At 67.9% G+C, this 20,914-nt stretch carries 18 protein-coding genes; 8 read left to right on the forward strand and 10 right to left on the reverse strand.

The genetic code is table 11. The features are described 5' to 3' along the window. The first annotated feature begins 11 nt into the window (after positions 1-11). On the forward strand, positions 12-1,244 hold the full coding sequence (locus LRS03_RS02440; protein ID WP_257823702.1) for a cystathionine gamma-synthase family protein: 1,233 nt from the start codon (positions 12-14) through the stop codon (positions 1,242-1,244). A 7-nt stretch (positions 1,245-1,251) separates the two neighbouring features. Here LRS03_RS02440 and prmB read toward each other — a convergent pair whose 3' ends face one another. The 5 genes from prmB to dapC form a co-directional block, all read right to left on the reverse strand. Further along, positions 1,252-2,136: a 50S ribosomal protein L3 N(5)-glutamine methyltransferase gene (gene prmB, locus LRS03_RS02445; protein WP_257823703.1), complete on the reverse strand. Its 885-nt coding sequence runs from the start codon at positions 2,134-2,136 to the stop codon at positions 1,252-1,254. Next, positions 2,133-3,290, reverse strand: a complete 1,158-nt coding sequence (gene dapE / locus LRS03_RS02450; RefSeq protein ID WP_257823704.1) for a succinyl-diaminopimelate desuccinylase — start codon at positions 3,288-3,290, stop codon at positions 2,133-2,135. The genes prmB and dapE overlap by 4 nt, the downstream gene beginning before the upstream one ends. Before the next feature lie 3 nt (positions 3,291-3,293). Continuing rightward, positions 3,294-4,511 (reverse strand): PilT/PilU family type 4a pilus ATPase, encoded by a 1,218-nt coding sequence (locus LRS03_RS02455; protein WP_257823705.1) that lies wholly within the window; start codon positions 4,509-4,511, stop codon positions 3,294-3,296. Positions 4,512-4,575: 64 nt separating this feature from the next. Further along, a complete protein-coding gene (dapD, locus tag LRS03_RS02460) occupies positions 4,576-5,400 on the reverse strand; it encodes a 2,3,4,5-tetrahydropyridine-2,6-dicarboxylate N-succinyltransferase (protein WP_257823706.1) in 825 nt (274 codons plus the stop codon). Further along, a complete protein-coding gene (dapC, locus tag LRS03_RS02465) occupies positions 5,397-6,629 on the reverse strand; it encodes a succinyldiaminopimelate transaminase (RefSeq protein ID WP_257823707.1) in 1,233 nt (410 codons plus the stop codon). The genes dapD and dapC overlap by 4 nt, the downstream gene beginning before the upstream one ends. A gap of 159 nt (positions 6,630-6,788) precedes the next feature. On the opposite strand from dapC, the gene LRS03_RS02470 reads away from it, so the two are divergent. Further along, positions 6,789-7,337: a CAP domain-containing protein gene (locus LRS03_RS02470; RefSeq protein WP_257823708.1), complete on the forward strand. Its 549-nt coding sequence runs from the start codon at positions 6,789-6,791 to the stop codon at positions 7,335-7,337. 6 nt (positions 7,338-7,343) lie between these two features. Here LRS03_RS02470 and queF read toward each other — a convergent pair whose 3' ends face one another. Continuing rightward, positions 7,344-7,841, reverse strand: coding sequence for a preQ(1) synthase (queF, locus tag LRS03_RS02475; RefSeq protein WP_257823709.1), 498 nt, complete (start codon positions 7,839-7,841; stop codon positions 7,344-7,346). 155 nt (positions 7,842-7,996) lie between these two features. On the opposite strand from queF, the gene smc reads away from it, so the two are divergent. The 3 genes from smc to LRS03_RS26490 are packed head-to-tail and all read left to right on the forward strand — an operon-like array spanning position 7,997 to position 12,607. Beyond that, positions 7,997-11,512, forward strand: coding sequence for a chromosome segregation protein SMC (gene smc, locus LRS03_RS02480; RefSeq protein ID WP_257823710.1), 3,516 nt, complete (start codon positions 7,997-7,999; stop codon positions 11,510-11,512). A gap of 4 nt (positions 11,513-11,516) precedes the next feature. Further along, positions 11,517-12,269, forward strand: coding sequence for a hypothetical protein (locus LRS03_RS02485; RefSeq protein WP_308296381.1), 753 nt, complete (start codon positions 11,517-11,519; stop codon positions 12,267-12,269). Next, positions 12,200-12,607, forward strand: coding sequence for a hypothetical protein (locus LRS03_RS26490; RefSeq protein ID WP_308296382.1), 408 nt, complete (start codon positions 12,200-12,202; stop codon positions 12,605-12,607). The genes LRS03_RS02485 and LRS03_RS26490 overlap by 70 nt, the downstream gene beginning before the upstream one ends. A 3-nt stretch (positions 12,608-12,610) precedes the next feature. Here LRS03_RS26490 and LRS03_RS02490 read toward each other — a convergent pair whose 3' ends face one another. Both LRS03_RS02490 and LRS03_RS02495 read right to left on the reverse strand, forming a co-directional pair. Beyond that, positions 12,611-13,384: a hypothetical protein gene (locus LRS03_RS02490; RefSeq protein ID WP_257823711.1), complete on the reverse strand. Its 774-nt coding sequence runs from the start codon at positions 13,382-13,384 to the stop codon at positions 12,611-12,613. After that, a complete protein-coding gene (locus LRS03_RS02495) occupies positions 13,381-14,502 on the reverse strand; it encodes a hypothetical protein (protein ID WP_257823712.1) in 1,122 nt (373 codons plus the stop codon). Before LRS03_RS02495 ends, LRS03_RS02490 begins: the two co-directional genes overlap by 4 nt. Before the next feature lie 158 nt (positions 14,503-14,660). Between LRS03_RS02495 and LRS03_RS02500 the strand changes: the two genes are divergently transcribed. Genes LRS03_RS02500 through ligA form a run of 3 tightly spaced genes read left to right on the forward strand, consistent with a single transcriptional unit; the run spans position 14,661 to position 19,268 of the window. Then, on the forward strand, positions 14,661-15,350 hold the full coding sequence (locus LRS03_RS02500) for a response regulator transcription factor (protein WP_257823713.1): 690 nt from the start codon (positions 14,661-14,663) through the stop codon (positions 15,348-15,350). Then, positions 15,350-17,206, forward strand: a complete 1,857-nt coding sequence (locus LRS03_RS02505; RefSeq protein WP_257829369.1) for a sensor histidine kinase — start codon at positions 15,350-15,352, stop codon at positions 17,204-17,206. Before LRS03_RS02500 ends, LRS03_RS02505 begins: the two co-directional genes overlap by 1 nt. Beyond that, positions 17,190-19,268 carry an NAD-dependent DNA ligase LigA gene (gene ligA, locus LRS03_RS02510; RefSeq protein WP_257823714.1) on the forward strand — a complete coding sequence of 693 codons (2,079 nt, stop codon included), beginning with the start codon at positions 17,190-17,192 and terminating at the stop codon, positions 19,266-19,268. The genes LRS03_RS02505 and ligA overlap by 17 nt, the downstream gene beginning before the upstream one ends. Here the strand turns inward: ligA and LRS03_RS02515 are convergent. Further along, positions 19,257-20,012: a metal ABC transporter permease gene (locus LRS03_RS02515; protein WP_257823715.1), complete on the reverse strand. Its 756-nt coding sequence runs from the start codon at positions 20,010-20,012 to the stop codon at positions 19,257-19,259. The genes ligA and LRS03_RS02515 overlap by 12 nt on opposite strands. Next, positions 20,009-20,908 carry a metal ABC transporter substrate-binding protein gene (locus LRS03_RS02520; RefSeq protein WP_257823716.1) on the reverse strand — a complete coding sequence of 300 codons (900 nt, stop codon included), beginning with the start codon at positions 20,906-20,908 and terminating at the stop codon, positions 20,009-20,011. The genes LRS03_RS02515 and LRS03_RS02520 overlap by 4 nt, the downstream gene beginning before the upstream one ends. Positions 20,909-20,914: the final 6 nt, after the last annotated feature.

The raw sequence follows: 20,914 nt of genomic DNA on the forward strand, positions 1-20,914 counted from the left end.
AGAGACCTGACATGAGCCGCGGCCTCACCACCCAACTTCTCCATGCCGACCGCCTGGGCGGCGTGGAGCATGGCGCCACCCATAAACCCCTGCACACCTCGGCGGCCTACGGCTACGAGACGGCCGCCGAGCTGGCCTCGGTGTTCCAGGGCGAGCGCAGCGGCCATGTCTATGCCCGCCAGGGCAACCCCACCACCCAGGCGCTGGAAGCCAAGATCACGCTGCTGGAAGGCGGCGTGGGCACCGTGAGCTTTGCCACCGGCATGGGCGCCATCGGCTCGATGTTCATCGCCTTGCTCAAGCAGGGCGACCACGTCGTGGCCAGCCGGTTCCTCTTCGGCAACACGGCCAGCCTGTTCCAGACCCTCGAGAACCTGGGCTGCTCGGTGACGCTGGTCGATGCGACCGACGCCAGTCTCGTGGCCCAGGCCATCACGCCCAAGACGCGTATTGTCTTCGTAGAAACGATCGCCAACCCGCGCACCCAGGTGGCCGACCTCGAAGGCATCGGCAGGCTGTGTGCGGAACGCGGCATTTTGTACGTGGTCGACAACACCATGACCACGCCGTACCTCTTCCGCCCCTCGACGGTGAAGGCGGGGCTGGTGATGAACTCGCTGTCGAAATCGATCAGCGGGCATGGCAACGTGCTGGGCGGGGCGATCTCCGATACCGGACTCTTCGACTGGGCGAGCTTTCCCAACATCCAGGCGGCGTACAAGAAGGGCGCGCCCAAGACCTGGGGGCTGCTGCAGATCCGCAAGAAGGGCCTGCGCGACTTCGGCGCGACGCTGGGCGCGGAAGCGGCTCACCGCATCTCGAACGGAGCCGAGACCCTGGCCTTGCGCATGGACCGCGCCTGCGACAACGCCTTGAAGCTCACCACCTGGCTGGAGCAGCACCCCAAGGTCGCTGCGGTGTACTACCCGGGTCTGAAGAGTCATGCCCAGCACGAGAACGCTACGCGCTGGTTCAAGGCCTATGGTGCGCTGATGAGCTTCGAGTTGAAGGATGGGCACGACACCTTCGCCATGCTCGATGCGCTGGAACTCGTCATCAAGTCCAGCCACCTGGGCGACAACCGCACCCTGGCAATCCCGGTCGCCCAGACCATCTTCTGGGAGATGGGCCTCGCGAAGCGCCAGCAGATGGGCATCAGCGAATCGCTGGTGCGCATCTCGGTGGGCATCGAGGACTACGCCGACCTGCAGGCCGACTTCGAGCAGGCGCTCGCGAAGGTCTGAGGGGGCCTCAGCGGTTCCAGCGTTGCAGCGCGTCTTTCGTGACGAGCAGCACCTGGTCGTGGCCGGCGCTCGTTTCCAGCCACGCCACTTCCAGCTTGCGGAAGGCGTGCTCGAAATGCGGGCGCTCGTTGCCGATCTCGAGGACCAGCACGCCGATGTCGCTCATCCGCGAAGGGGCGTCTTTCAGGATTCGACGCACGAGGTCCATGCCGTCGTCGCCGCCGGCGAGTGCGAGTTGCGGCTCGTGCAGGTACTCCTTCGGCAGCTGGCGCATGCTCTGCGTGTTGACGTAAGGCGGGTTGCAGACGATCAGGTCGTAGGGGCCCGTCAGCTCGTTGAGCAGGTCCGACTTGACGAGCGTGATGCGCTTGGCGAGCTTGTGCTTGTCGACGTTGATCTTCGCGATGGCGAGCGCGTCGTCGGAGATGTCGGCCGCGTCAACCGTGACCTCCGGGTAAGCCATCGCGGCGATCACGGCCAGGCTGCCGTTGCCGGTACAGAGATCGAGCACGCGCTGCGTGCGGTCGGATAGCCACGCGTCCAGCGTGCCGTCGCCCTCGCCATCGGCCAGCAGCTCGGCGATGAAGGAGCGGGGCACGATGCTGCGCTCGTCAATGTAGAAGGGCACGTTCTGCAGCCACGCTTCCTTGGTGATGTAGGCGGCAGGGCGGCGGGTCTCGATGCGCTCGGCGATCACGGCGTCGATCTTGGCGAGTTCGGCGTCGGTGAGCTCGCGTTTGGCATGCGGCTCCAGCTCGTCGAGCGGCATGCCGAGCGACCACAGCACGAGCCACGCGGCCTCGTCGAACGCGTTGGTCGTGCCATGCCCAAACGAAACGCCCGCCTGTTTGAGGCGGGCGGCTTGCGCGGTGATGCAGTCGATGAGCTTCACAGCAGCAGTCCTTCCAGTGTCTTGCGGTAGATGTTCTTCAGGGGCTCGAGGTCGGCCACCTGCACGTGTTCGTCGATCTTGTGGATGGTGGCGTTGAGCGGGCCGAACTCCACGACCTGCTCGCAGATCTTCGAGATGAATCGACCGTCGGAAGTGCCGCCGGTGGTCGAGAGTTCGGTCTCGACGCCGGTCTCGCTGCGGATCGCGTTCTGCAGCGATTCGACCAGCGCACCTCGCGGCGTGATGAACGGTTCGCCGCTGAGCGACCAAGCAATGTTGTGGTCGAGGCCATGCTTGTCGAGCACCGTGTTCACGCGAGCCTTCAGCGTGTCGACCGTCTGCTCGGTCGAGAAGCGGAAGTTGAAGTCGACGACCAGCTCGCCGGGGATCACGTTGCTGGCCCCGGTGCCGCCGTGGATGTTCGACATTTGCCAGCTCGTCGGCGGGAAGTACTCGTTGCCGCGGTCCCACTCGATCGCGGCCAGCTCGGCCAACGCCGGGGCGGCGAGGTGGATCGGGTTTCTCGCCAGCTGCGGGTAGGCGATGTGGCCCTGCACGCCCTTGACGGTGAGCTTGCCCGAGAGCGAGCCACGCCGGCCGTTCTTGATCATGTCGCCCAGCGTGTTGACCGAGGTGGGCTCGCCGACGATGCAGTAGTCGAGTTTTTCGCCGCGGGCCTTGAGCGCTTCGCAGACCTTCACCGTGCCGTCGACCGACGGGCCTTCTTCGTCGCTCGTGATGAGCAGGGCGATGCCGCCGCAGCGATCACCGTGCTGGGCGATGAATTCCTCGATGGCGACGACCATGGCCGCGATCGAGGTCTTCATGTCGGCCGCACCGCGGCCAAACAGCTTGCCGTCGCGGTGGGTGGGCACGAAAGGGTCGCTCGTCCACTGCGCCAGCGGGCCGGTGGGCACCACGTCGGTGTGGCCGGCGAAGACGAGCAGCTTGCTGCCGGGGCGGCCGCGCCGCACGGCCCACAGGTTGGTGACACGGAAATCATCCGGCCCGAAGTCGAGCGTTTCGCACTCGAAGCCGAGCGGCGCGAGGCGCTTGCCGATCAGCGCCTGGCAACCGGCGTCGTCGGGCGTGACCGAGCGGCGGGCGATCAGCTGCTCGGTCAGTGCGAGCGTCGACGAAAAGGCCGCGGGCATCGATCAGAAACGCGTGGCGCGGAAGCCGCTGTTGCGGCCGTCGTCGCCCGGCACGTCGAGCGTGATTTCGGTGAAGGTCGGCTGGTCGTCGACTTCTTCCTTCTTGGGCTGCAGGCGCGACACCGGGTCCATGTCGTTCTGCAGGCGCCACATCAGGTTGGTCGGCGAGTCGGCGTAGGCCAGGCCTTCGTCGCGGGTGATCACACCTTCGCCGATCAGGCGGGCCAGGTCGGCTTCGAAGGTCTGAGAGCCTTCGGCCAGCGATTTTTCCATCGCCTCTTTCACCCCGTTGAAGTCGCCTTGTTCGATGAGTTCGGAGACGAGCTTGGTGTTGAGCATCACCTCCACCGCCGGACGGCGGCCGCCGGCCGAGGCGCGCACCAGGCGCTGCGACACGATGGCCTTCAGGCCCGAGGCCAGGTCGGACAGCAGGGCCGGGCGCGACTCGGGCGAGTAGAACGACAAGATGCGGCCGAGCGCGTGGTAGCTGTTGTTGGCGTGCAGAGTCGACACCACCAGGTGGCCCGACAGCGAATACGAGATCGCCATCGTCATCGTCTCGCGGTCGCGGATTTCGCCGATGTAGATGCAATCGGGCGCCTGGCGCAGTGCGTTCTTGAGCGCGATCTGCAGCGACTGCGTGTCGCGGCCCACCTCGCGCTGGTTCACCATCGAGCGCTTGTTGTGGAAGATGAACTCGATCGGGTCCTCGATGGTGAGGATGTGGCCGGCCATCTGCTGGTTGCGCTGCTCCAGCATCGAGGCGAGCGTGGTGCTCTTGCCGGTGCCGGTGGCGCCCACCAGCAGGATGAGCCCGCGCTTTTCCAGGATCATCGTGTTGAGCACCGGCGGCAGGTTCAGGCTGCCGAGCTGCGGGATGTCGTGCGGAATGCAGCGGAACACCGCGGCGATCGAGCCACGCTGGCGGAAGGCGCTCAGGCGGAAGCTGCCCACGCCGCTGATGCCGATGCCCACGTTGAGCTCGCCGGTGTCTTCCAGGTCTTCGAGCTGGCTCGGCGTGAGCAGCTCTGCCAGCAGCTGGCGCGGTTGCGCCGCGGTCAGCGGCTGGTCGGAGAGCTGAAGGATCTGCCCATTGATCTTGATGAGGATGGGCGTGGCCGCCGAGAGGTAGACGTCGGAGGCGGCCTTTTCGGCCATCAGCCTCAGCACACGCTCCATGTTGCCGCCGCTGCTGGCGGTATTGCTCGTCGTGGTGTTCATCGGAGTCCTTTCAGGCCCGTTCGATCAAGTTCAGAGAGCGAGGCGAAGACTTCTTTTTTATGGGTCAGCTGCGCAGCAGTTCGTTGATGCTGGTCTTGGCGCGCGTCTCGGCGGTGACGCGCTTGACGATGACCGCGCAGTAGAGGCTGTGGCTGCCGTCCACAGCGGGCAGCGAGCCGCTCACCACCACCGAGCCCGAGGGCACTCGGCCGTAGGTGACTTCGCCGGTCATGCGGTTGTAGATCTTGGTGCTCTGGCTGATGTACACGCCCATCGAGATCACCGAGTTCTCTTCGACGATCACGCCTTCCACGACCTCGGAGCGCGCGCCGATGAAGCAGTTGTCTTCGATGATGGTCGGGTTGGCCTGCAGCGGCTCCAGCACGCCGCCGATGCCGACGCCGCCCGAGAGGTGCACGTTCTTGCCGATCTGCGCGCATGAGCCGACGGTGGCCCAGGTGTCGACCATGGTGCCTTCGTCGACATAGGCGCCGATGTTCACGTAGGAGGGCATCAGCACCACGTTCTTCGCGACGTAGCTGCCGTGGCGCGCCACGGCCGGCGGCACGATGCGCACGCCAGTGGCGCGCACTTCGTCTTCGCTCAGGTGCGAGAACTTGGGTCTAACCTTGTCGAAGAAGGTGAGGTCGCCGGCGTGCATGAGCGCGTTGTCGTTCAGGCGGAACGACAGCAGCACCGCCTTCTTCACCCACTGGTTCACCGTCCAGTCGCCCACGGCTTTGCGGTCTGCCACGCGGATGCGCCCGGCGTTCAGGTCATCGACCACCTGCGTGACCGCATTTCGAATCTCGGGGCTCGCGTTCTGCGGGTTGAGGCTGGCACGGCCTTCCCAGGCGAGGTCGATGATGTTCTGGAGCTGTTGGGTCATGAGGGGTCTTGGCTTGGAGGGACTTGACGTAGGGAGGCGACGTAAGAGCGGATACGGTGCGCGGCTTCGAGGCATTCCTCGACCTCGGCCACCAGGGCCAGGCGCACGCGGCCTGCGCCCGGGTTCACGCCGTCGACTTCACGGGCGAGCAGGCTGCCAGGCAGGACAGTCACATTGTATTGAGCCAACAGGCCCAAGGCGAAGGCGATGTCGTCACCGCCGTGCGCGTGTTTCGGGATGCCGGCCCAGAGGTAGAAGCTGGCGTCGGGCAGCTTCACGTCGAGCGCCTGTTCCAGGACTGGCATCACCTGCGCGAACTTGCGGCGGTACTTCTCGCGGTTGTCGATCACGTGCTGCTCGTCGTCCCAGCCGGCGATGCTGGCGCGCTGGATCATCTGGCTCATCGCGCTGCCGTGGTAGGTGCGATAGAGCAGGAACTTCTTGATGATCTGCGCGTCGCCGGCGACGAAGCCCGAGCGCATGCCGGGCACGTTGGAGCGTTTCGACAGGCTGGTGAGCGCGATCAGGTTCTTGAAGTCCTTGAGGCCGAGCTGGCTCGCGGCTTCGAGCCCGCCCAGCGGCGGCTCGTCTCGGAAGTAGATCTCGGAGTAGCACTCGTCGGAGGCGATCACGAAGCCGTGGCGCTCGCTCAGCTCGAAGAGACGCTTCCATTCGGCCAGCGGCATCACCGCGCCGGTGGGGTTGCCGGGCGAGCAGACGTAGATGAGTTGCGTCCTGGCCCAAACGCTCTCGGGCACGGCATCCCAGTCGGCGGCGAAATTGCGCGTCGGGTCGCTCGCCACGTAGTACGGCGTGGCGCCCGACAGCAGGGCCGCGCCTTCGTAGATCTGGTAGAAGGGATTGGGGCAGACGACGGTGGCGCTCGGCTTGGTCGGGTCGATCACGGTCTGGGCGAGCGCGAAGAGCGCTTCACGCGAGCCGTTGACGGGCAGCACCTGCGTGGAGGCATCGACCGTTACGCCATAGCGGCGGGCCAGCCAGCCGGCGCACGATTCGCGCATCGCCTTGTCGCCCGCCGTCGCCGGATAGGCCGCGAGGCCGCCGAAGCCCGCCACCAGCGCATCGAGGATGAGCTGCGGCGTCGCATGCTTGGGCTCCCCGATGCCCAGGCTGATGGGCTTAAAGGCGGGGTTGGGGGTGATGTCCCGGGTCAGGGCACTCAGCCGTTCGAAAGGGTAGGGGTGCAGCTTGGCCAGCAGTGGGTTCATGCGGCCGATTATCGGGGAGCGCGCCTGCCAAAGCCTTCTGCGCCGGAGCGGATCGCCGGGGCCTGCCAGCCGGGAGGCCAGACGGGCTGCCCTTGGGCCCCGAACGGGCAAACGGGGTGCCGGATCGTGGTTTGCTACAACCTCAGCATGAGAACGCTCGTGTCGACTGCTTTCCTGGGCTTGTGCACCGTGGCCTGTACCGCCGGGCCACCTGCTGCGGCGCCGGTGCGGGCCGAGCCGGTCGTGCCGGTGGCCCGGGTGCCCGGAAGCTGCGGCATCGCCAACTTCCAGGCGAGCGTGCTGGCCCGGGTCAATGCGGCCCGGGCGCTTGGTGCCGATTGCGGCAGCGCCGGCCGCTTCGGGCCGGCCCCGGCGCTGGCATGGAACGATGCACTCGCCCGCGCCGCCGAACGTCACTCGCGCGACATGGTGGCGGGCAACTTCTTCTCGCACACCGGCTCCGACAGGACCGAGCTTCGCCAGCGCGCCGATGCGGTGAACTACGGCTGGCGCACGTTGGCGGAAAACATCGCCGGTGGGCGCGGCACGGTCGACGGCACCGTGCAGCAGTGGCTCGCGAGCCCGGGCCACTGCGCCAACCTGATGAAGCCCGACCTGGTGCACGTGGGCGTGGCCTGCGCGCTCGGCGGGCCGCGCAGCACCTACACCCACTACTGGACGATGGCCCTGGGCACGCCGATGCGCTGAGTCGGCTCAGAGCAGCCCGCGCTCTTCCACGTGCCGGGGCAGGTCGACCACCGGTTGCGGATTCCAGCCCTTTTGCCTGTGCTCGGCCACCACGTTGGTGTAGATGCCGCCGCGCACATACCACTTGGCGGTGATGCGCACGAAGCGCGGGTTCGTCGCCTTCACGATGTCGTCGAGGATGGTGTTGGTCACCTTCTCGTGGAACGCGCCCTCGTTACGGTAGCTCCAGAAATACATCTTCAGACTCTTCAGCTCGATGCAGAGCTTGTCGGCAATCATGTCGATGGTGAAGTGCGCGAAATCGGGCTGGCCGGTCAGCGGGCAGTGGCAGGTGAACTCGGGCACCTGGAACTGGATGACATAGTCGCGATGCGGGGCCGGGTTCTCGAAGACCTGCAGGTCCTTGCTGGGCGCGGTCGGCGGATTGGCCGGCTTTTCGCGCTGGTTGAGCTTCGCGCCCTTTTGAGGCTTGGGCGGGGCGACTTTGGCGGACATCTTGGCCATGGCGTTTCGAGAGGTTTCTGCGGGGGTTCTGAGAAGGCGCGATGCTATCATCGCGCCTCGCCGGAAACCCGCCGGATGGCGTAATTTCCCAAGTAAATCAAGTACTTAGATGCGATCGGCCTGCTCCTGAGTCGCACCCCCGGAACGCTCTCCCCATGCGTCTGAATTCCATCAAGCTTTCGGGCTTCAAGTCCTTTGCCGAGCCCACGAATTTCCAGCTGCCGGGGCAGCTCGTCGGCGTGGTCGGCCCCAACGGTTGCGGCAAGTCCAACATCATGGACGCGGTGCGCTGGGTGCTCGGCGAATCGAAAGCCAGCGAACTGCGCGGCGAGTCGATGCAGGACGTGATCTTCAGCGGCTCGGGCAACCGCAAGGGCGCAAGCCGCGCGAGCGTCGAGCTGGTGTTCGACAACAGCAGCGCGCGTGCCGGCGGCCAGTGGAACCAGTTCACCGAGATTGCGGTGAAACGCGTGCTCACGCGAGACGGCACCAGCAGCTACTTCATCAACAACCAGCCGGTGCGCCGCCGCGACGTGCAAGACGTCTTCCTCGGCACCGGCCTCGGCCCACGTGCCTACGCCATCATCGGCCAGGGCACGATCAGCCGCATCATCGAATCGAAGCCGGAAGAGCTGCGCCTCTTCCTCGAAGAAGCCGCCGGTGTTTCGAAGTACAAGGAGCGCCGTCGCGAGACCGAGAACCGGCTCAAGGACACACGCGAGAACCTCACCCGCGTCGAAGACATCCTGCGCGAGCTGAACGCCAACCTCGAGAAGCTCGAGAAGCAGGCCGAGGTGGCGAGCCAGTACCGCGCGCTGCAGGAAAGCGGCACGCTCAAGCTGCACCAGCTGTGGTTCCTCAAGCACCGCGATGCCGCGAGCGAGCAGGAGCGCGTCAAGAAAGAAGTGCTGGAAGCGACCAACGCGCTCGAAGCCCGCATGGCTGAGCTGCGCCACGGAGAAGCCGAGCTGGAAACCATCCGCCAGGCGCACTACGCCGCGAGCGACGAGCTGCACACCGCGCAGGGCTCGCTGGCCGAAGCCTCGCTCGAAGTGAGCCGCCTGGAGGAGCGCATCCGCTACGTGGTCGAAGGCCGCCAGCGTGTGGAGCAGCGCCTGGTCGAGCTGAAGGCGCAAAACGAACAGTGGGAAGAGCGCCAGGCCGAAGCGCAGGCCGAGCTGGAGCAGATCGCCGAGCAGATCGCCGCGGCCGACGAGCAGAGCGAGATCCTTGCTGCCCAAGCCGAAGAGCAGGCCGGCAACCTGCCCAATACCGAAGACGCGGTGCGTGCCGCACAGGCTCGCGCCAACGAGCAACGCAGCTCGGTCACGAGCGTGCAGCAGCAGATCCAGGTGCTGGCCGCCGAGAGCCGCAACATCGACGACCAGCGCAAGCAGCTCAACGCCCGCCGCGAGCGGCTCGACGGCGAGCGCCGCCAACTGGCGTCGCCCGACATGGCGCGGCTCGAAGAGCTGAAGCAGCAATCCGCCGTCGCCGAAGAAGCACAGGCCGTGGCCGACGAGCGCCTGCACGAGCTGAGCGAACAAGTCCCCGCGCTCGACGAAGACCGCCGCACGAAGCAGGAACAGGTCAACGCCGAGAGCGGCAAACAAGCCGACTTGAGCGCGCGCCTTGAAGCCCTGCGCGCGCTGCAGGAGAAAGTGCAGACCGAAGGCAAGCTCAAGCCGTGGCTCGCCAAGCATGGCCTCGAAGGGCTGCAAGGCCTGTGGACCAAGATCCACATCGAGTCGGGCTGGGAGACGGCGCTCGAAGCGGCGCTGCGCGAGCGCATCAATGCGCTCGAAGTCGGCCGCATCGAGACGGCTCGTGCGTTTGCCGCCGACGCGCCGCCGGCCAAGCTGGCGTTCTACACGCCGCCGCAAGCTGCGATCACCAACACGCATCAGACGCTGCCGCGCCTGTCCGACCTGCTGCGTTTGGGCGATGCAGGCCTGAAGGCGCTGCTGAACGACTGGCTGGAAGGGGTCTACACCGCGGCCAACATCGACGAAGCCTTCGCTGCGCGCGACAAGCTGACGCACGGCGAAGTCATCATGACCCGCGAAGGCCATGCGGTGAGCCAGTTCGCCGTCGCCTTCTACGCGCCCGACTCCGAACAGGCCGGCATGCTGGCCCGCGCACAGGAAATTGAGAACCTGGAGCGCCAGTTGAAGGCGCAGGCGCTGATCGCCGAAGAGTCGCGCAGTGGCCTCGTGCGCGCGGAAGCGGCGTACACCGATGCGTCGCAACGCCTCGTCACCGCGCGTCGCGAGGCGGCGGAAACGCAAACACGAGCCCACCAGTTGCACGTCGAGCTGTTGCGCCTGTCTCAGCAAGCTGAAGCGACCAGCACGCGGCGCGGCCAGCTCGACTCAGAGTTGGCGGAAGTCGACGGCCAGCTCGAAGAGCTGAACGAGCGCCGCGCCACTGGCGAGGCCAAATTCGAAGAGCTCGACATGCAGCTCGCCAACACGCAGGAGCGCCACGCCGAGCTGGAAGAGGCGGTGATCACCGCCGAGCGCAAGCTGTCGGAAGCACGCGAGCAGCTGCGCTCCCTGGAGCGACAGGCCCAGGAGGCTCAGTTCTCCTCACGCTCGCTGGCCGCACGCCGCAGCGAGCTGCAGCGCAGCATCGAGACGGCCACCCAGCAAGTCGCGGCCAACGAACAATCGGCGGTGCAGCTGCAGGAAGAGCTGACCCGCCTGACCGACGCCTCGGCCCAAGCCGGCCTCGAAGCCGCGCTGGCGGTGAAGCTCGAACGCGAAAGCGCCTTGGGCGCCAAGCGCAGCGAATACGACGACCTCACGATGCGCCTGCGCCGTGCCGACGAGCAGCGCCTGCAGCACGAGCAGAGCCTGCAGCCGATGCGCGACCGAATCACCAAGCTGCAACTCGAAGAGCAGGCCGCGCAACTCGGCGGCGCGCAGTTCATGGAGCAGCTCACCGCCGCCGAGGTCGACCTCGAAGCGCTGGCGCAGAGCATCGCCGACAACAACGTCAAGCTCTACGGCCTGCAGGGCGAGATCGACCGCATCAACCGCGAGATCAACGCGCTGGGTGCGGTCAACCTCGCCGCGCTCGACGAACTCACCGCCTCGCGCGAGCGCAAGACCTTCCTCGACGCGCAGAACGCCGACCTCAACGAAGCCATCCACACGCTCGAAAACGCCATCCACAAGATCGACCTGGAAACGCGCGACCTGCTGGGCAGCACCTTCAACCAGGTCAACGCGCACTTCGGCCGCATGTTCCCCAGCCTCTTCGGTGGCGGCCAGGCCAAGCTCGTGATGACGGGCGACGAGATCCTGGATGCCGGCGTGCAGGTGATGGCCCAGCCCCCGGGCAAGAAGAACAGCACCATTCACCTGCTCTCGGGCGGCGAGAAGGCGCTCACCGCCATCGCCCTCGTGTTCGCGATCTTCCAGCTCAACCCGGCCCCGTTCTGCTTGCTGGACGAGGTGGACGCGCCGCTCGACGACGCCAACACCGAGCGCTACGCCAAGCTCGTGAAGGAGATGAGCAGCGGCACGCAGTTCCTCTTCATCAGCCACAACAAGATCGCGATGGAGATGGCCGAGCAGCTGATCGGCGTGACCATGCAGGAGCAGGGCGTCTCGCGCATCGTGGCGGTCGACATGGAATCGGCCGTCAGCATGGCGGAAGCGGCCTGATCCCATGAACAGCCTGACCATCGCGCTGGCCGGCCTCGGGGGTGTGGTGCTGGCTGGCGTGGTGGCGCATGGTGCGTGGCAGGCCCGCAAGGCGGGCCCGAAGCGCGCCGAACAACCGGCCACCGAGCCGCGTGAGCGCGTGGAGCCGCGTGATCCGATCGAGCCGGTGCTGGGCGATCTGCCGGCAGAGCCGGCCGCTGTGCTCGACACAGCGCCCATCACTCTCGACAGCCCACCCGCCTCGCCGCGGCCGCTGCCCACGGTGCGCCGTGCGCCCCAGCGCATCGACGCGCTGGTCGATGCGATCGCGACGCTGACCCTCGAATCCCCCGTCACCGGTGAACTCGTGCTGGCCCACCAGCCCACCACCCGCCGCGCCGGCAGCAAACCTTTCCTGATCGAAGGCCTGAACACCGAGACGGGCGAATGGGAAGCACCGCTGCCCGGCCGCCACTACGGCGAGTTGCAGGCCGGCGTGCAACTCGCCAACCGCACCGGCGCGTTGAACGAGATCGAGTACTCCGAATTCGTGCAGAAGATACAGCCGATGGCCGATGCGATCGGCGCCATGGCCGACTTTCCCGACATGCTCGATGCCGCCGCGCGGGCCAAGGGCTCGACGCCTTCGCCGGTCAGCACGACGCGCAGCTCGCCGTGCACCTGCAGGCCCGCTCGGTCGCCTGGAGCGTGGGCTACATCCAGCAGCACGCCGCCCGCCACGGCTTCGTGCCCGGCATGGTGCCCGGCCGCCTGGTGATGCCGGCGGCGGAAGAGGGCGCACCGCCCATCCTCACGCTGACCTTCGACCCACAGGCGGCGCTCGCCGACGATCCCAACCAGGCGGCGGTGCGCGACGTGACCCTGAGTTTCGACGTGCCGCAGACCGACGCGAAGGCCGAGCCCTTCATCGCCTGGCAGGCGAGTGCTCAGGCGCTGTCGCTGGGCATGGACGCGGCGATCGTCGATGACAACGGGCAGCCGCTGAGCCCGCAAGGCTTTGCAGCCATCGGTGCCGAGCTGGGCAAGTTGTATGAAGCGCTGGAGGCGAGAGACATCGCCGCCGGCTCGATGGTGGCGCGCCGTCTCTTCAGCTGAGCGTCACCGCCGGTTGCACGCCCCTGCCGCCGGCTCCAGCTGCTCCACGCTCACCTGCTGATCCGTGTTCGCAAACGTGCCCTTGAGCAGGTTGTGGTCGGGGAACTGGTTGCCGAAGTCGGCGTAGAAGGTGTTGCCCACGCGGCGGTAGATGCCGTATCCGCGCCACACCACCGGGCCGGTCGGTGCGAGGAACACGTCGACGTCACGCTGGCGAAAGATGCCCCCGCGGAATTGCACGTTGAAAGGGCTCGACGAATCGTCGAACTCGAAGGCGTTTTCTTCCGCGCTCTGCGGCCCGCGGTTGATGAGCGGGCAGCGATAGGACTTGTAGCCGGTGGTCGCCGCGTCGTTGTAGCCGTGCGCCACCGCGCCGCAGCGCATGATCGCCGTCTCGAACTCGGCCGCGAGACCGAGGTGAGGGACGATGCGGGTGCTGGTCTCGTCGAGCATCAGCGCGGGGTTGGGGTCGCTCACGAGGCGGATCGCACCGCCCGTGTGCGTGTAGCGGCCGGTGAAGCTCACCTGTTGCTGGGTGTCGGTCTCGAAGAAGGCGATGAAACTGCCGTCGGGGGCGAGGCCGAAGTAGTAGGTCAGGCGCGAGTTGCTGCGGGCGCACTGGTAGAGCATGTCGAGCGGCTGGTTGGGCACGAATGGGAACACTCGCGCGATCTCGTCTTGCAGCGCGGCGCCCCCGCCGCCGCCTCCACCCCCTCCGCCCCCTCCGCCGCAGGCCGAGATCAGGGCGCACACCATGAGGGCGAGCCGAGCGTTCATGGCTGCAGCCTCAGCACGAGCGAGGCGTCATCGGCGTAGTGACCGCTGAACTCGGCGCCCGTGGCATCGTTGAGCACGTCTTCAAACGCGTAGACCTCGACCAGCAGCCAGGTGGTGCCGGGTGGGAGCACGAGGCTCGTCTGCGCCTCCTGCCACTGGTTGCCGGCGGTGGTCACGCTGGCCGCCTGGATCGCGAGCCAGGCCGAGCTGCCGTAGCGCGCCGGAACTGTCGAGGCGTCTCCATCGAAGGCGATCACCCGCAGGTCGAAGCGCCGGTCGGTCGTTTCCGTGCCGGGCACGCGGTTGAACCACGCTCCGGCATCGGCGCGCACGCGGCCGGCGGCGATGTCGGCAGCGAGTTCGCTCACGTCGATCAGCTGCCATTGCTGGCTGGACTGCAGCGCGCTGGCCGCCCCGGTGTTGCCGGTGGACAGAAACCTGAGCATGGTCGGCCCGCTGCGCGGCGAGATGCCTTGCTCCGCCGGCACCACGCTGGCGCTGTCGCCGGTCCAGTTGCCCGCTGCAGTCGGGACCGTGCCGTTGCCCACGGCCTCGCTGAAGGCCGGGTTGGCGAGCAGGTTCACGCCGTAGCCCGGCGGTGGGGCGGCCACACCGAGGTCGAGCGTGGCCAGGGTGGCGTCGCGGCTCGGTTCGCCCACGGCGAGCGGTTCGATCTCGACGTAGGCCTGCAGGGCCAGAGGCCCCCCGGGCGTGCCGGCCGCAGCGGTGACGGTCACATCGAGCATCAGCTGTTTCACCAGCGGGTCGGGTGTGTCGGCGGTGCAGTCGTAGCGCATGAAGCCGTCGCTGTCGACCCGGGTCGGGGCCGGCGACGTGGTGGCCTGCACGCCGGCCGGCAGGTGCTGATCGGGGTCGAGCTTGACGCGCAGCTCCAGGGTGCCGAAGGGTGTGCGCAGGCCGTCGCGGTCGCAGCGGATGGAGAGCTGGGCGCTCGCCGCGCCGCCGTTCGGCACGCTCACCGATCGGGGCGTGAAATCGGCGCGGATCAGCGCCACCAGCAGCGGCACGATGCCTTCGTTGCGGCCACCTCCGCCGCAGCCGGTGAGGCCCGCGGCGGCGCCCAGGAGCAGGCAGATGCAGAGCTGGTGCGGCGTCATGGGAGCCTCTGTGTCCGTCGTTCGAGATGGTCGAACGGTAGGCGCCGGCCTCGTTGACGACCCTCCCATGAACATCTGGGGGGCTGCAAAGTTAGGGGGATGGCGCCGCGCCATCGCGCTAAGCTGGTGGTGACATCGACCGCGAGGGGAGCCCGCGCATGCCTGAGCCCGCCTGGCGCGTGGCGCTGCTGGAAGACGACGCCCGCACACGCCGCTTCTTCGAGGACTGCGTCCGCGCGCATCCGCAGTTGCTGCTGGAGGCCTCGTTCGAGACGCTGGCCGAAGCACGCGCCTGGTTTGCCGAGCACACCGCCGACGTGTTGCTGACCGACCTTGCGCTGCCCGATGGCCACGGCATCACCCTGATGCGCGAGCTGGCCGAGCGGCAGCCGGCCTGCGAGGTGCTGGTGGTCTCGGTCTTCGGCGACGAGGACAGCGTGCTCGCCTGCGTGGAGGCCGGCGCCGTGGGCTACATCCACAAGGATTCGCGGCCCGACGATGTGGCCCAGGTCATCCTCGACGTGAAGCACGGCGCATCGCCGATCTCGCCGATGATCGCGCGCAAGCTGCTGGAGCGGCTGCGCCGGCGTGCCGCCGACCCGGCGCCCGCACCCGCGGCCAGCCTGGCGCACGGCGTGGTGCTGTCGCCGCGCGAGTCGGAGGTGCTGGAGCTGATTTCGCGTGGCTACGCGTATGCCGAGATCGCGCGACTCACCGGCGTCACCATGCACACGGTGCAGACGCACATCAAGAACCTCTACGCCAAGCTCGCGGTGCATTCGCGCAGCGAAGCGGTGTTCGAGGCCAGCCGGATGGGGCTCCTGAGCAGCATGAAGCCGGGGGCGTGATGGGCGGCCGTGCGCTGGCGTCGATCGCGACCGCACTGCTGCTCTGGGTGTGCGGGCCGCTGGCCGCGCAGGAGCCGGTCGTGACCCTGGACCGCGCCGTGCTCACCTTCATTCCCGCTGGTGGTAGCCCGCAGGCACGCGGCACCGTGTCGCTGCCCTTGCACTGGGATGTGGCATACGTGGGGGACAGCGGGCGTGCCGAGCTGCACCTCGCCTTCGACAGCCCACCCGCCTGGCAAGGTCGCCACGAGCCTTTCACGCTCTACATCCCGCGGCTGGGTTCGGCGTACGAGGTGCGCCTCAACGGGACCTTGCTCGCCCAAGCCGGTGTGATGGACAAACGCGGCGACCGCTGGTCGGCCAAGCAGCCGGTCGCGCTGCAGTTCCCGGCGTCACTGCTGCAGCCGCGCAACGAGCTGCACCTGAGCCTGCGGGTGGACGCCGGCCGGCGCTCGGGCCTTTCGGTGCTGCAGGTGGGGCCGGCGCGGGCGCTGGCGCCGGAGGTGGCGCGCTCGGAGCTGGTACGGGTCAACCTGCCGCAGGCTGCGGCGGTGTTCAGCCTGCTCGTGGCGGCCTTCTGTGCGCTCCTGTGGTGGCAGCAGCGCGACCCGCTCTACGCGTGGGCCGGCCTGGGCGAAGCGCTGTGGGCGGTGGCCGTGGCCGACACTGTGATCGAGGCCGCGCCGCTGCCCTGGCCGTGGTGGGGCTTGACGGTGCTGATGTCGCGGGCGCTGTGGTCATGGTCGCTCTTCGCAGTGGCCGAGCAGGTGTATGGCCCGCGGCCGCGCGCCGAGCGCATCGCGCTGCTCTCGCTGATTGCGAGCGTGCCGGTGCTGGTGGTGGTGGCGATGCTGCTGCGTTCATCCCTGCCGCTGGTCGCTTTCCAGATCGGGCACTTCATGTTGTGGACGGTCATCATGGCCGGCCTGCTGCGTCGCACCCTGGCCGAGCCGACCTCGGAGCGGGTGCTCTTCCTGCTGGCGATCCTCGCCTGCGTGCTGGCCGGCGTGCGCGACATGGTGGCGGCGCGCTGGAGCGCCGGTCTCTACGACGAATCGGCCTGGATCAAGTACGTGGCCACGCTGGTCGGCGCGACCGTCATGTGGATCGTCAGCATGCGCTTCCGGCAGGCACGGCGCGAGGTGCTGCAGCTCAACCGCTCGCTGTCTGAGCGGGTGGTGCGCAAGGAGCACGAGCTGCGCGAATCGTTCGCGCGCCTGGCCGAGGTGGAGCGGTCTCGCGCGGTGCTGGCCGAGCGAGAGCGCATCCTGCGTGACATGCACGATGGCGTGGGCGCGCACCTGGCGACCGCGATGCGCCAGCTCGAAGGTGGGCGGGCCCCACCCGAGGAGGTGGCGCGCACCCTGCGCGAATCGATGGAGCACCTGAAGCTCAGCATCGACGCGATGAGCCTGCCGCCGGGCGATGTCAACGCCTTGCTCGCGAGCCTGCGCTACCGGCTGCAACCGCGCATCGAAAGTGCGGGCGTGGCGCTCGGCTGGCAGGTCGAGGCCTTGCCCACCTGGCCCGGCGGGCACGACGAGGCGATGCGTCATCTGCAGTTTCTATTGCTGGAGGCCATCTCCAACTGCCTGCAGCATGCTGCAGCGAGCTGCCTCACGCTGAGCGCGCGCCATGAGCAGGGCCAGATCGTGCTCAGCCTGCGTGACGATGGCCGCGGTCTCGGCGAGATCGGCGCCAGGGACCAAGGGCGAGGCTTGCGCTCCATGCGCGAGCGCGCTGCCGCCATCGGGGCCGAGCTGCAGGTGGCCCCGGCCGACCCCGGCACCGACGTGCGGGTCTTGCTGCCGGCGGCGACGCTTGCCGCAAAATCCGCGCATGACTTCGCCCGCTGACGATCCGACCCGCTCTCGTGCCGAAACCCTGCGCGCCCAGCTCCACCACCACGCCCACCGCTACTACGTGCTCGACGACCCGGAGATCCCGGACGCCGAGTACGACCGCCTGTTCCAGGAGCTGCAGGCCATCGAAGCCGCGCACCCCGAACTGCTGACGGCCGATTCGCCCACGCAGCGCGTGATCGGCCAGGTACTCGATGGCCTGACCCCGGTCTTCCACACCGTGCCGATGCTCAGCATCCGCACCGAGACCGACACCGAATCGACCGGCGCCGTCGCCTTCGACGCCCGTGTGCGGCGTGAACTCAAGCTCACTGATGCCGACCCGCCGGTCGAGTACGCCGCCGAACTCAAGTTCGACGGGCTCGCGATCAACCTGCGCTACGAGCATGGCGTGCTGGTGCAGGCGGCCACGCGCGGTGACGGCGAGAAGGGCGAAGACGTCACGCACAACATCCGCACCATCGGGCAGATCCCGCTGCGGCTGAATGGTGTCGACGCGCCGGTGCTCGAAGTGCGCGGCGAGGTCTACATGAGCCGCGAGCAGTTCGAGAAGCTCAACGAACGCCAGCGCGAGCTGATCGCCAAAGGCGCGAAGAACGAAAAGACCTTCGTTAACCCGCGCAACGCGGCCGCGGGTGCGGTGCGGCAGCTCGACTCGGCCGCGGCGGCGAAGAAGCCGCTGAGCTTCTTCGCCTACGGCCTCGGCGACGTGCAGGGCTGGGAAGTGCCGCCCACGCACAGCCAGATGCTCGACGCGCTGCAGCGTTTCGGCCTGCCGGTCAGCAACGAGCGCGTGGTGGTGCAGGGCGCAGAAGGCCTGGTCGCCTTCCACCAGAAGATCCGCGAGAAGCGCGACAGCCTGCCCTTCGACATCGACGGCATCGTCTACAAGGTCAACTCGCGCGAGCTGCAGAAGAAGCTTGGTTTCGTGTCGCGCGAGCCGCGCTGGGCGGTGGCGCACAAGTACCCGGCGCAGGAACAGATGACGATCGTGCGCGACATCGACATCCAGGTCGGGCGCACCGGCAAGCTCACCCCCGTCGCCAAGCTGGAGCCTGTGTTCGTGGGCGGCACGACGGTGAGCAACGCGACGCTGCACAACGAAGACGAAACGCGTCGCAAGGACGTGCGAATCGGCGACACCGTGATCGTGCGCCGCGCCGGCGACGTGATCCCCGAGGTGGTGGGCGTGGTGCTGGACAAGCGCCCGGCCAGCGTCGGCGAGCCCTTCGACCTCTACAAGCGTCTCGGCGGCAAGTGCCCGGTCTGCGGCAGCGACATCACACGCGAAGAGGGCGGTGCCGACTGGCGCTGCAGCGGCGGGCTTTTCTGCCCGGCGCAGCGCAAGCAGGCCATCCTGCATTTCGCCGGCCGCCGTGCGATGGACGTAGAGGGCCTGGGCGACAAGCTGGTCGACCAGCTGATCGACGAAGGCCTGGTGCGCACGCTGCCCGAGCTGTACACGCTGGGCCTGGCCAAGCTCACCGCGCTGGAGCGCATGGGCGAGAAGAGCGCACAGAACCTGCTGGCGGGGCTTGAGAAGAGCAAGAAGACGACGCTCGCGCGCTTTCTCTATTCGCTCGGTATCCGCCAGGTTGGCGAGACGACTGCGAAGGACCTGGCCAAGCATTTCGGCAAGCTCGACCTCATCATGGATGCGAGCGTGGAGCAACTGCTCGAAGTGCCCGACGTCGGGCCCATCGTGGCCGAGAGCATCCACACCTTCTTCCGTCAGGACCACAACCGCGAGGTGGTCGAGCGCCTGAAAGCCGTCGGTGTGAGCTGGGAAGAAAAGGAAGGCGCCGGCGACCTGAGCCCCAAGCCGCTCGCCGGCAAGATCTTCGTGCTCACCGGCACGCTGCCCTCGCTCTCGCGCGACGAAGCCAAAGAGATGATCGAAGCCGCCGGCGGCAAGGTCTCGGGTTCGGTGTCGAAGAAGACGACCTACGTCGTCGCCGGCGAAGAGGCGGGCAGCAAGCTCGACAAGGCGCGCGAGCTGGGCGTCGAGGTGATCGACGAAGCCGCGCTGCGGGGGCTGCTGGCCTCAGCGTCCTGATCGCGGTGGCGACAGGGCGTGCGCAATCACCGCCAGCACCGCCAGGCACCACACGATCAACGCACCGCTCGGCAGGTCGAATACCGATGACAGCACGAGCCCGAGTGCGTAGCCGCCGATGCCGATCGCATAGGCGAGCGGCAGGCGGTGCCGCTCGGCATGCTGGCGCACCCCGAGTGCCGGAACGATGAGGCTGGCGAACACCAGGTACACGCCCACAAGCTGCACCGAGACGGTCACGGCCAGCGCGAACAGCAGGTAGAAGCCCAGCCGCTGCAACCGCTCGCGCCAGCCGAACCACAGCGCGAGGATGAGCGCGGTGAGGATCGCCGGCACCCACAGCTGCCCGAAGCCCACCCACAGGATCTGCCCGGCCAGCAGGTCGCGCAGGTGTTCGCCGCCGTGCGGGTTTTTCGCCAGCAGCAGGATGCCCGCGGTCGCCGCCAGCACGAACAGCACGCCGATCTGCGCTTCCTGCACCTCGGGCCAGCGCCGCTCCGTCCAGGTCAGCAGCAAGGCACCGGCGACCGCCGCCGCGGCGGCCGCGAGTTGCACCTGCCATCCGCCCGGCGCCACGTCGAGCAGGCCCGCCACGATCACGCCAAGCGCTGCGATCTGCGCGATGGCGAGGTCGATGAAGACGATGCCTCGCTTGAGCACCTGCGCGCCGAGCGGCACGTGGGTGGCCAGCACCAGCAAGCCTGCCACGAACGGGGCCAGGAGGATGGCGAGGTCGAGCGTCATCGTGCGGCGGTCAGCAGCAGGGAGAGCGTGCTGTCGAAGAGGCCGAACAAGTCCTTCGCCTGCTCGTTGCCGCCCACGGTGAAGGGCAGTGCGACCGCCGGGATGCGCGCTTGCTCGGACAGCCACTGCGAGGCGCGCGGGTCCTGGTAGGCCGCGCGCACCACGAGCCTGGCCGGCTGCTTGGCGAGCTGCGCCTTGAGCGCGCCGAGGTGGCCCGCACTCGGCTCCAGGCCTGGCTTCGGCTCCAGCGTGCCGATTTCGCGCATGCCCAGCCATTGCCACAGGTAGCCCATGTTCTTGTGGTGCACCACCACGTTGAGCCCCTTGAGCGGAGCGGCCTGCTGCTCCCAACGGCGTTGCGCCTCAGCCCAGCGCGCGGCGAAGGCGGCGTGCCGCTCCTGGTAGACACGCGCGTTTGCCGCATCGAGCTGCGCCAGGCGTTCGGCGAGGGCCTTGGCGACGAGCGCGATGTTGCGAGGGTCGAGCTGGATGTGCGGGTTGCCGGAGGTGTGCACGTCGCCTTGGCTGCGGTCCACACGCGTGGGCACGTCGAGGGCGGTGACGTACTTGCCCGCCTCGAAGAAACCCGCCGAGCCCGGCGCGACCCGGGCATTGCCCGACTGCTGCAGCAGCACCGGCAGCCAGCCGACTTCCAGCTCCATGCCGGTACAGACGAGCAGGTCGGCGTTGCGCACCCGGGCGATGAGGCTCGGGCGCGCTTCGATGCGGTGCGGGTCCTGCAGCGCCGTCGTGGCCGACGAGGCCTGAAGCTTGTCGCCGCCAAGCTCGGTGGCGAGGGCGGCCCACTCGGGTTCGCAGGCCACGACCTTGAGGGCCGCGTGCGCCTGCAGGCCCGCGCAGGCCAGCAACGCGCACAGGAGGTGTCGAATCCTCATGCGGCC

The organism is Rhizobacter sp. J219, from assembly GCF_024700055.1.
Taxonomy (GTDB): domain Bacteria; phylum Pseudomonadota; class Gammaproteobacteria; order Burkholderiales; family Burkholderiaceae_C; genus Rhizobacter.

Bases quoted from the DNA above. Each gene is read 5' to 3' on its own strand.
- LRS03_RS02440 (WP_257823702.1), top strand. From the start codon at position 12: ATGAGCCGCGGCCTCACCACCCAACTTCTCCATGCCGACCGCCTGGGC.
- dapE (WP_257823704.1), bottom strand. From the start codon at position 3,290: ATGCCCGCGGCCTTTTCGTCGACGCTCGCACTGACCGAGCAGCTGATC.
- LRS03_RS02455 (WP_257823705.1), bottom strand. From the start codon at position 4,511: ATGAACACCACGACGAGCAATACCGCCAGCAGCGGCGGCAACATGGAG.
- dapD (WP_257823706.1), bottom strand. From the start codon at position 5,400: ATGACCCAACAGCTCCAGAACATCATCGACCTCGCCTGGGAAGGCCGT.
- dapC (WP_257823707.1), bottom strand. From the start codon at position 6,629: ATGAACCCACTGCTGGCCAAGCTGCACCCCTACCCTTTCGAACGGCTG.
- queF (WP_257823709.1), bottom strand. From the start codon at position 7,841: ATGGCCAAGATGTCCGCCAAAGTCGCCCCGCCCAAGCCTCAAAAGGGC.
- smc (WP_257823710.1), top strand. From the start codon at position 7,997: ATGCGTCTGAATTCCATCAAGCTTTCGGGCTTCAAGTCCTTTGCCGAG.
- LRS03_RS02485 (WP_308296381.1), top strand. From the start codon at position 11,517: ATGAACAGCCTGACCATCGCGCTGGCCGGCCTCGGGGGTGTGGTGCTG.
- LRS03_RS02490 (WP_257823711.1), bottom strand. From the start codon at position 13,384: ATGAACGCTCGGCTCGCCCTCATGGTGTGCGCCCTGATCTCGGCCTGC.
- LRS03_RS02495 (WP_257823712.1), bottom strand. From the start codon at position 14,502: ATGACGCCGCACCAGCTCTGCATCTGCCTGCTCCTGGGCGCCGCCGCG.
- LRS03_RS02500 (WP_257823713.1), top strand. From the start codon at position 14,661: ATGCCTGAGCCCGCCTGGCGCGTGGCGCTGCTGGAAGACGACGCCCGC.
- LRS03_RS02505 (WP_257829369.1), top strand. From the start codon at position 15,350: ATGGGCGGCCGTGCGCTGGCGTCGATCGCGACCGCACTGCTGCTCTGG.
- ligA (WP_257823714.1), top strand. From the start codon at position 17,190: ATGACTTCGCCCGCTGACGATCCGACCCGCTCTCGTGCCGAAACCCTG.
- LRS03_RS02515 (WP_257823715.1), bottom strand. From the start codon at position 20,012: ATGACGCTCGACCTCGCCATCCTCCTGGCCCCGTTCGTGGCAGGCTTG.
- LRS03_RS02520 (WP_257823716.1), bottom strand. From the start codon at position 20,908: ATGAGGATTCGACACCTCCTGTGCGCGTTGCTGGCCTGCGCGGGCCTG.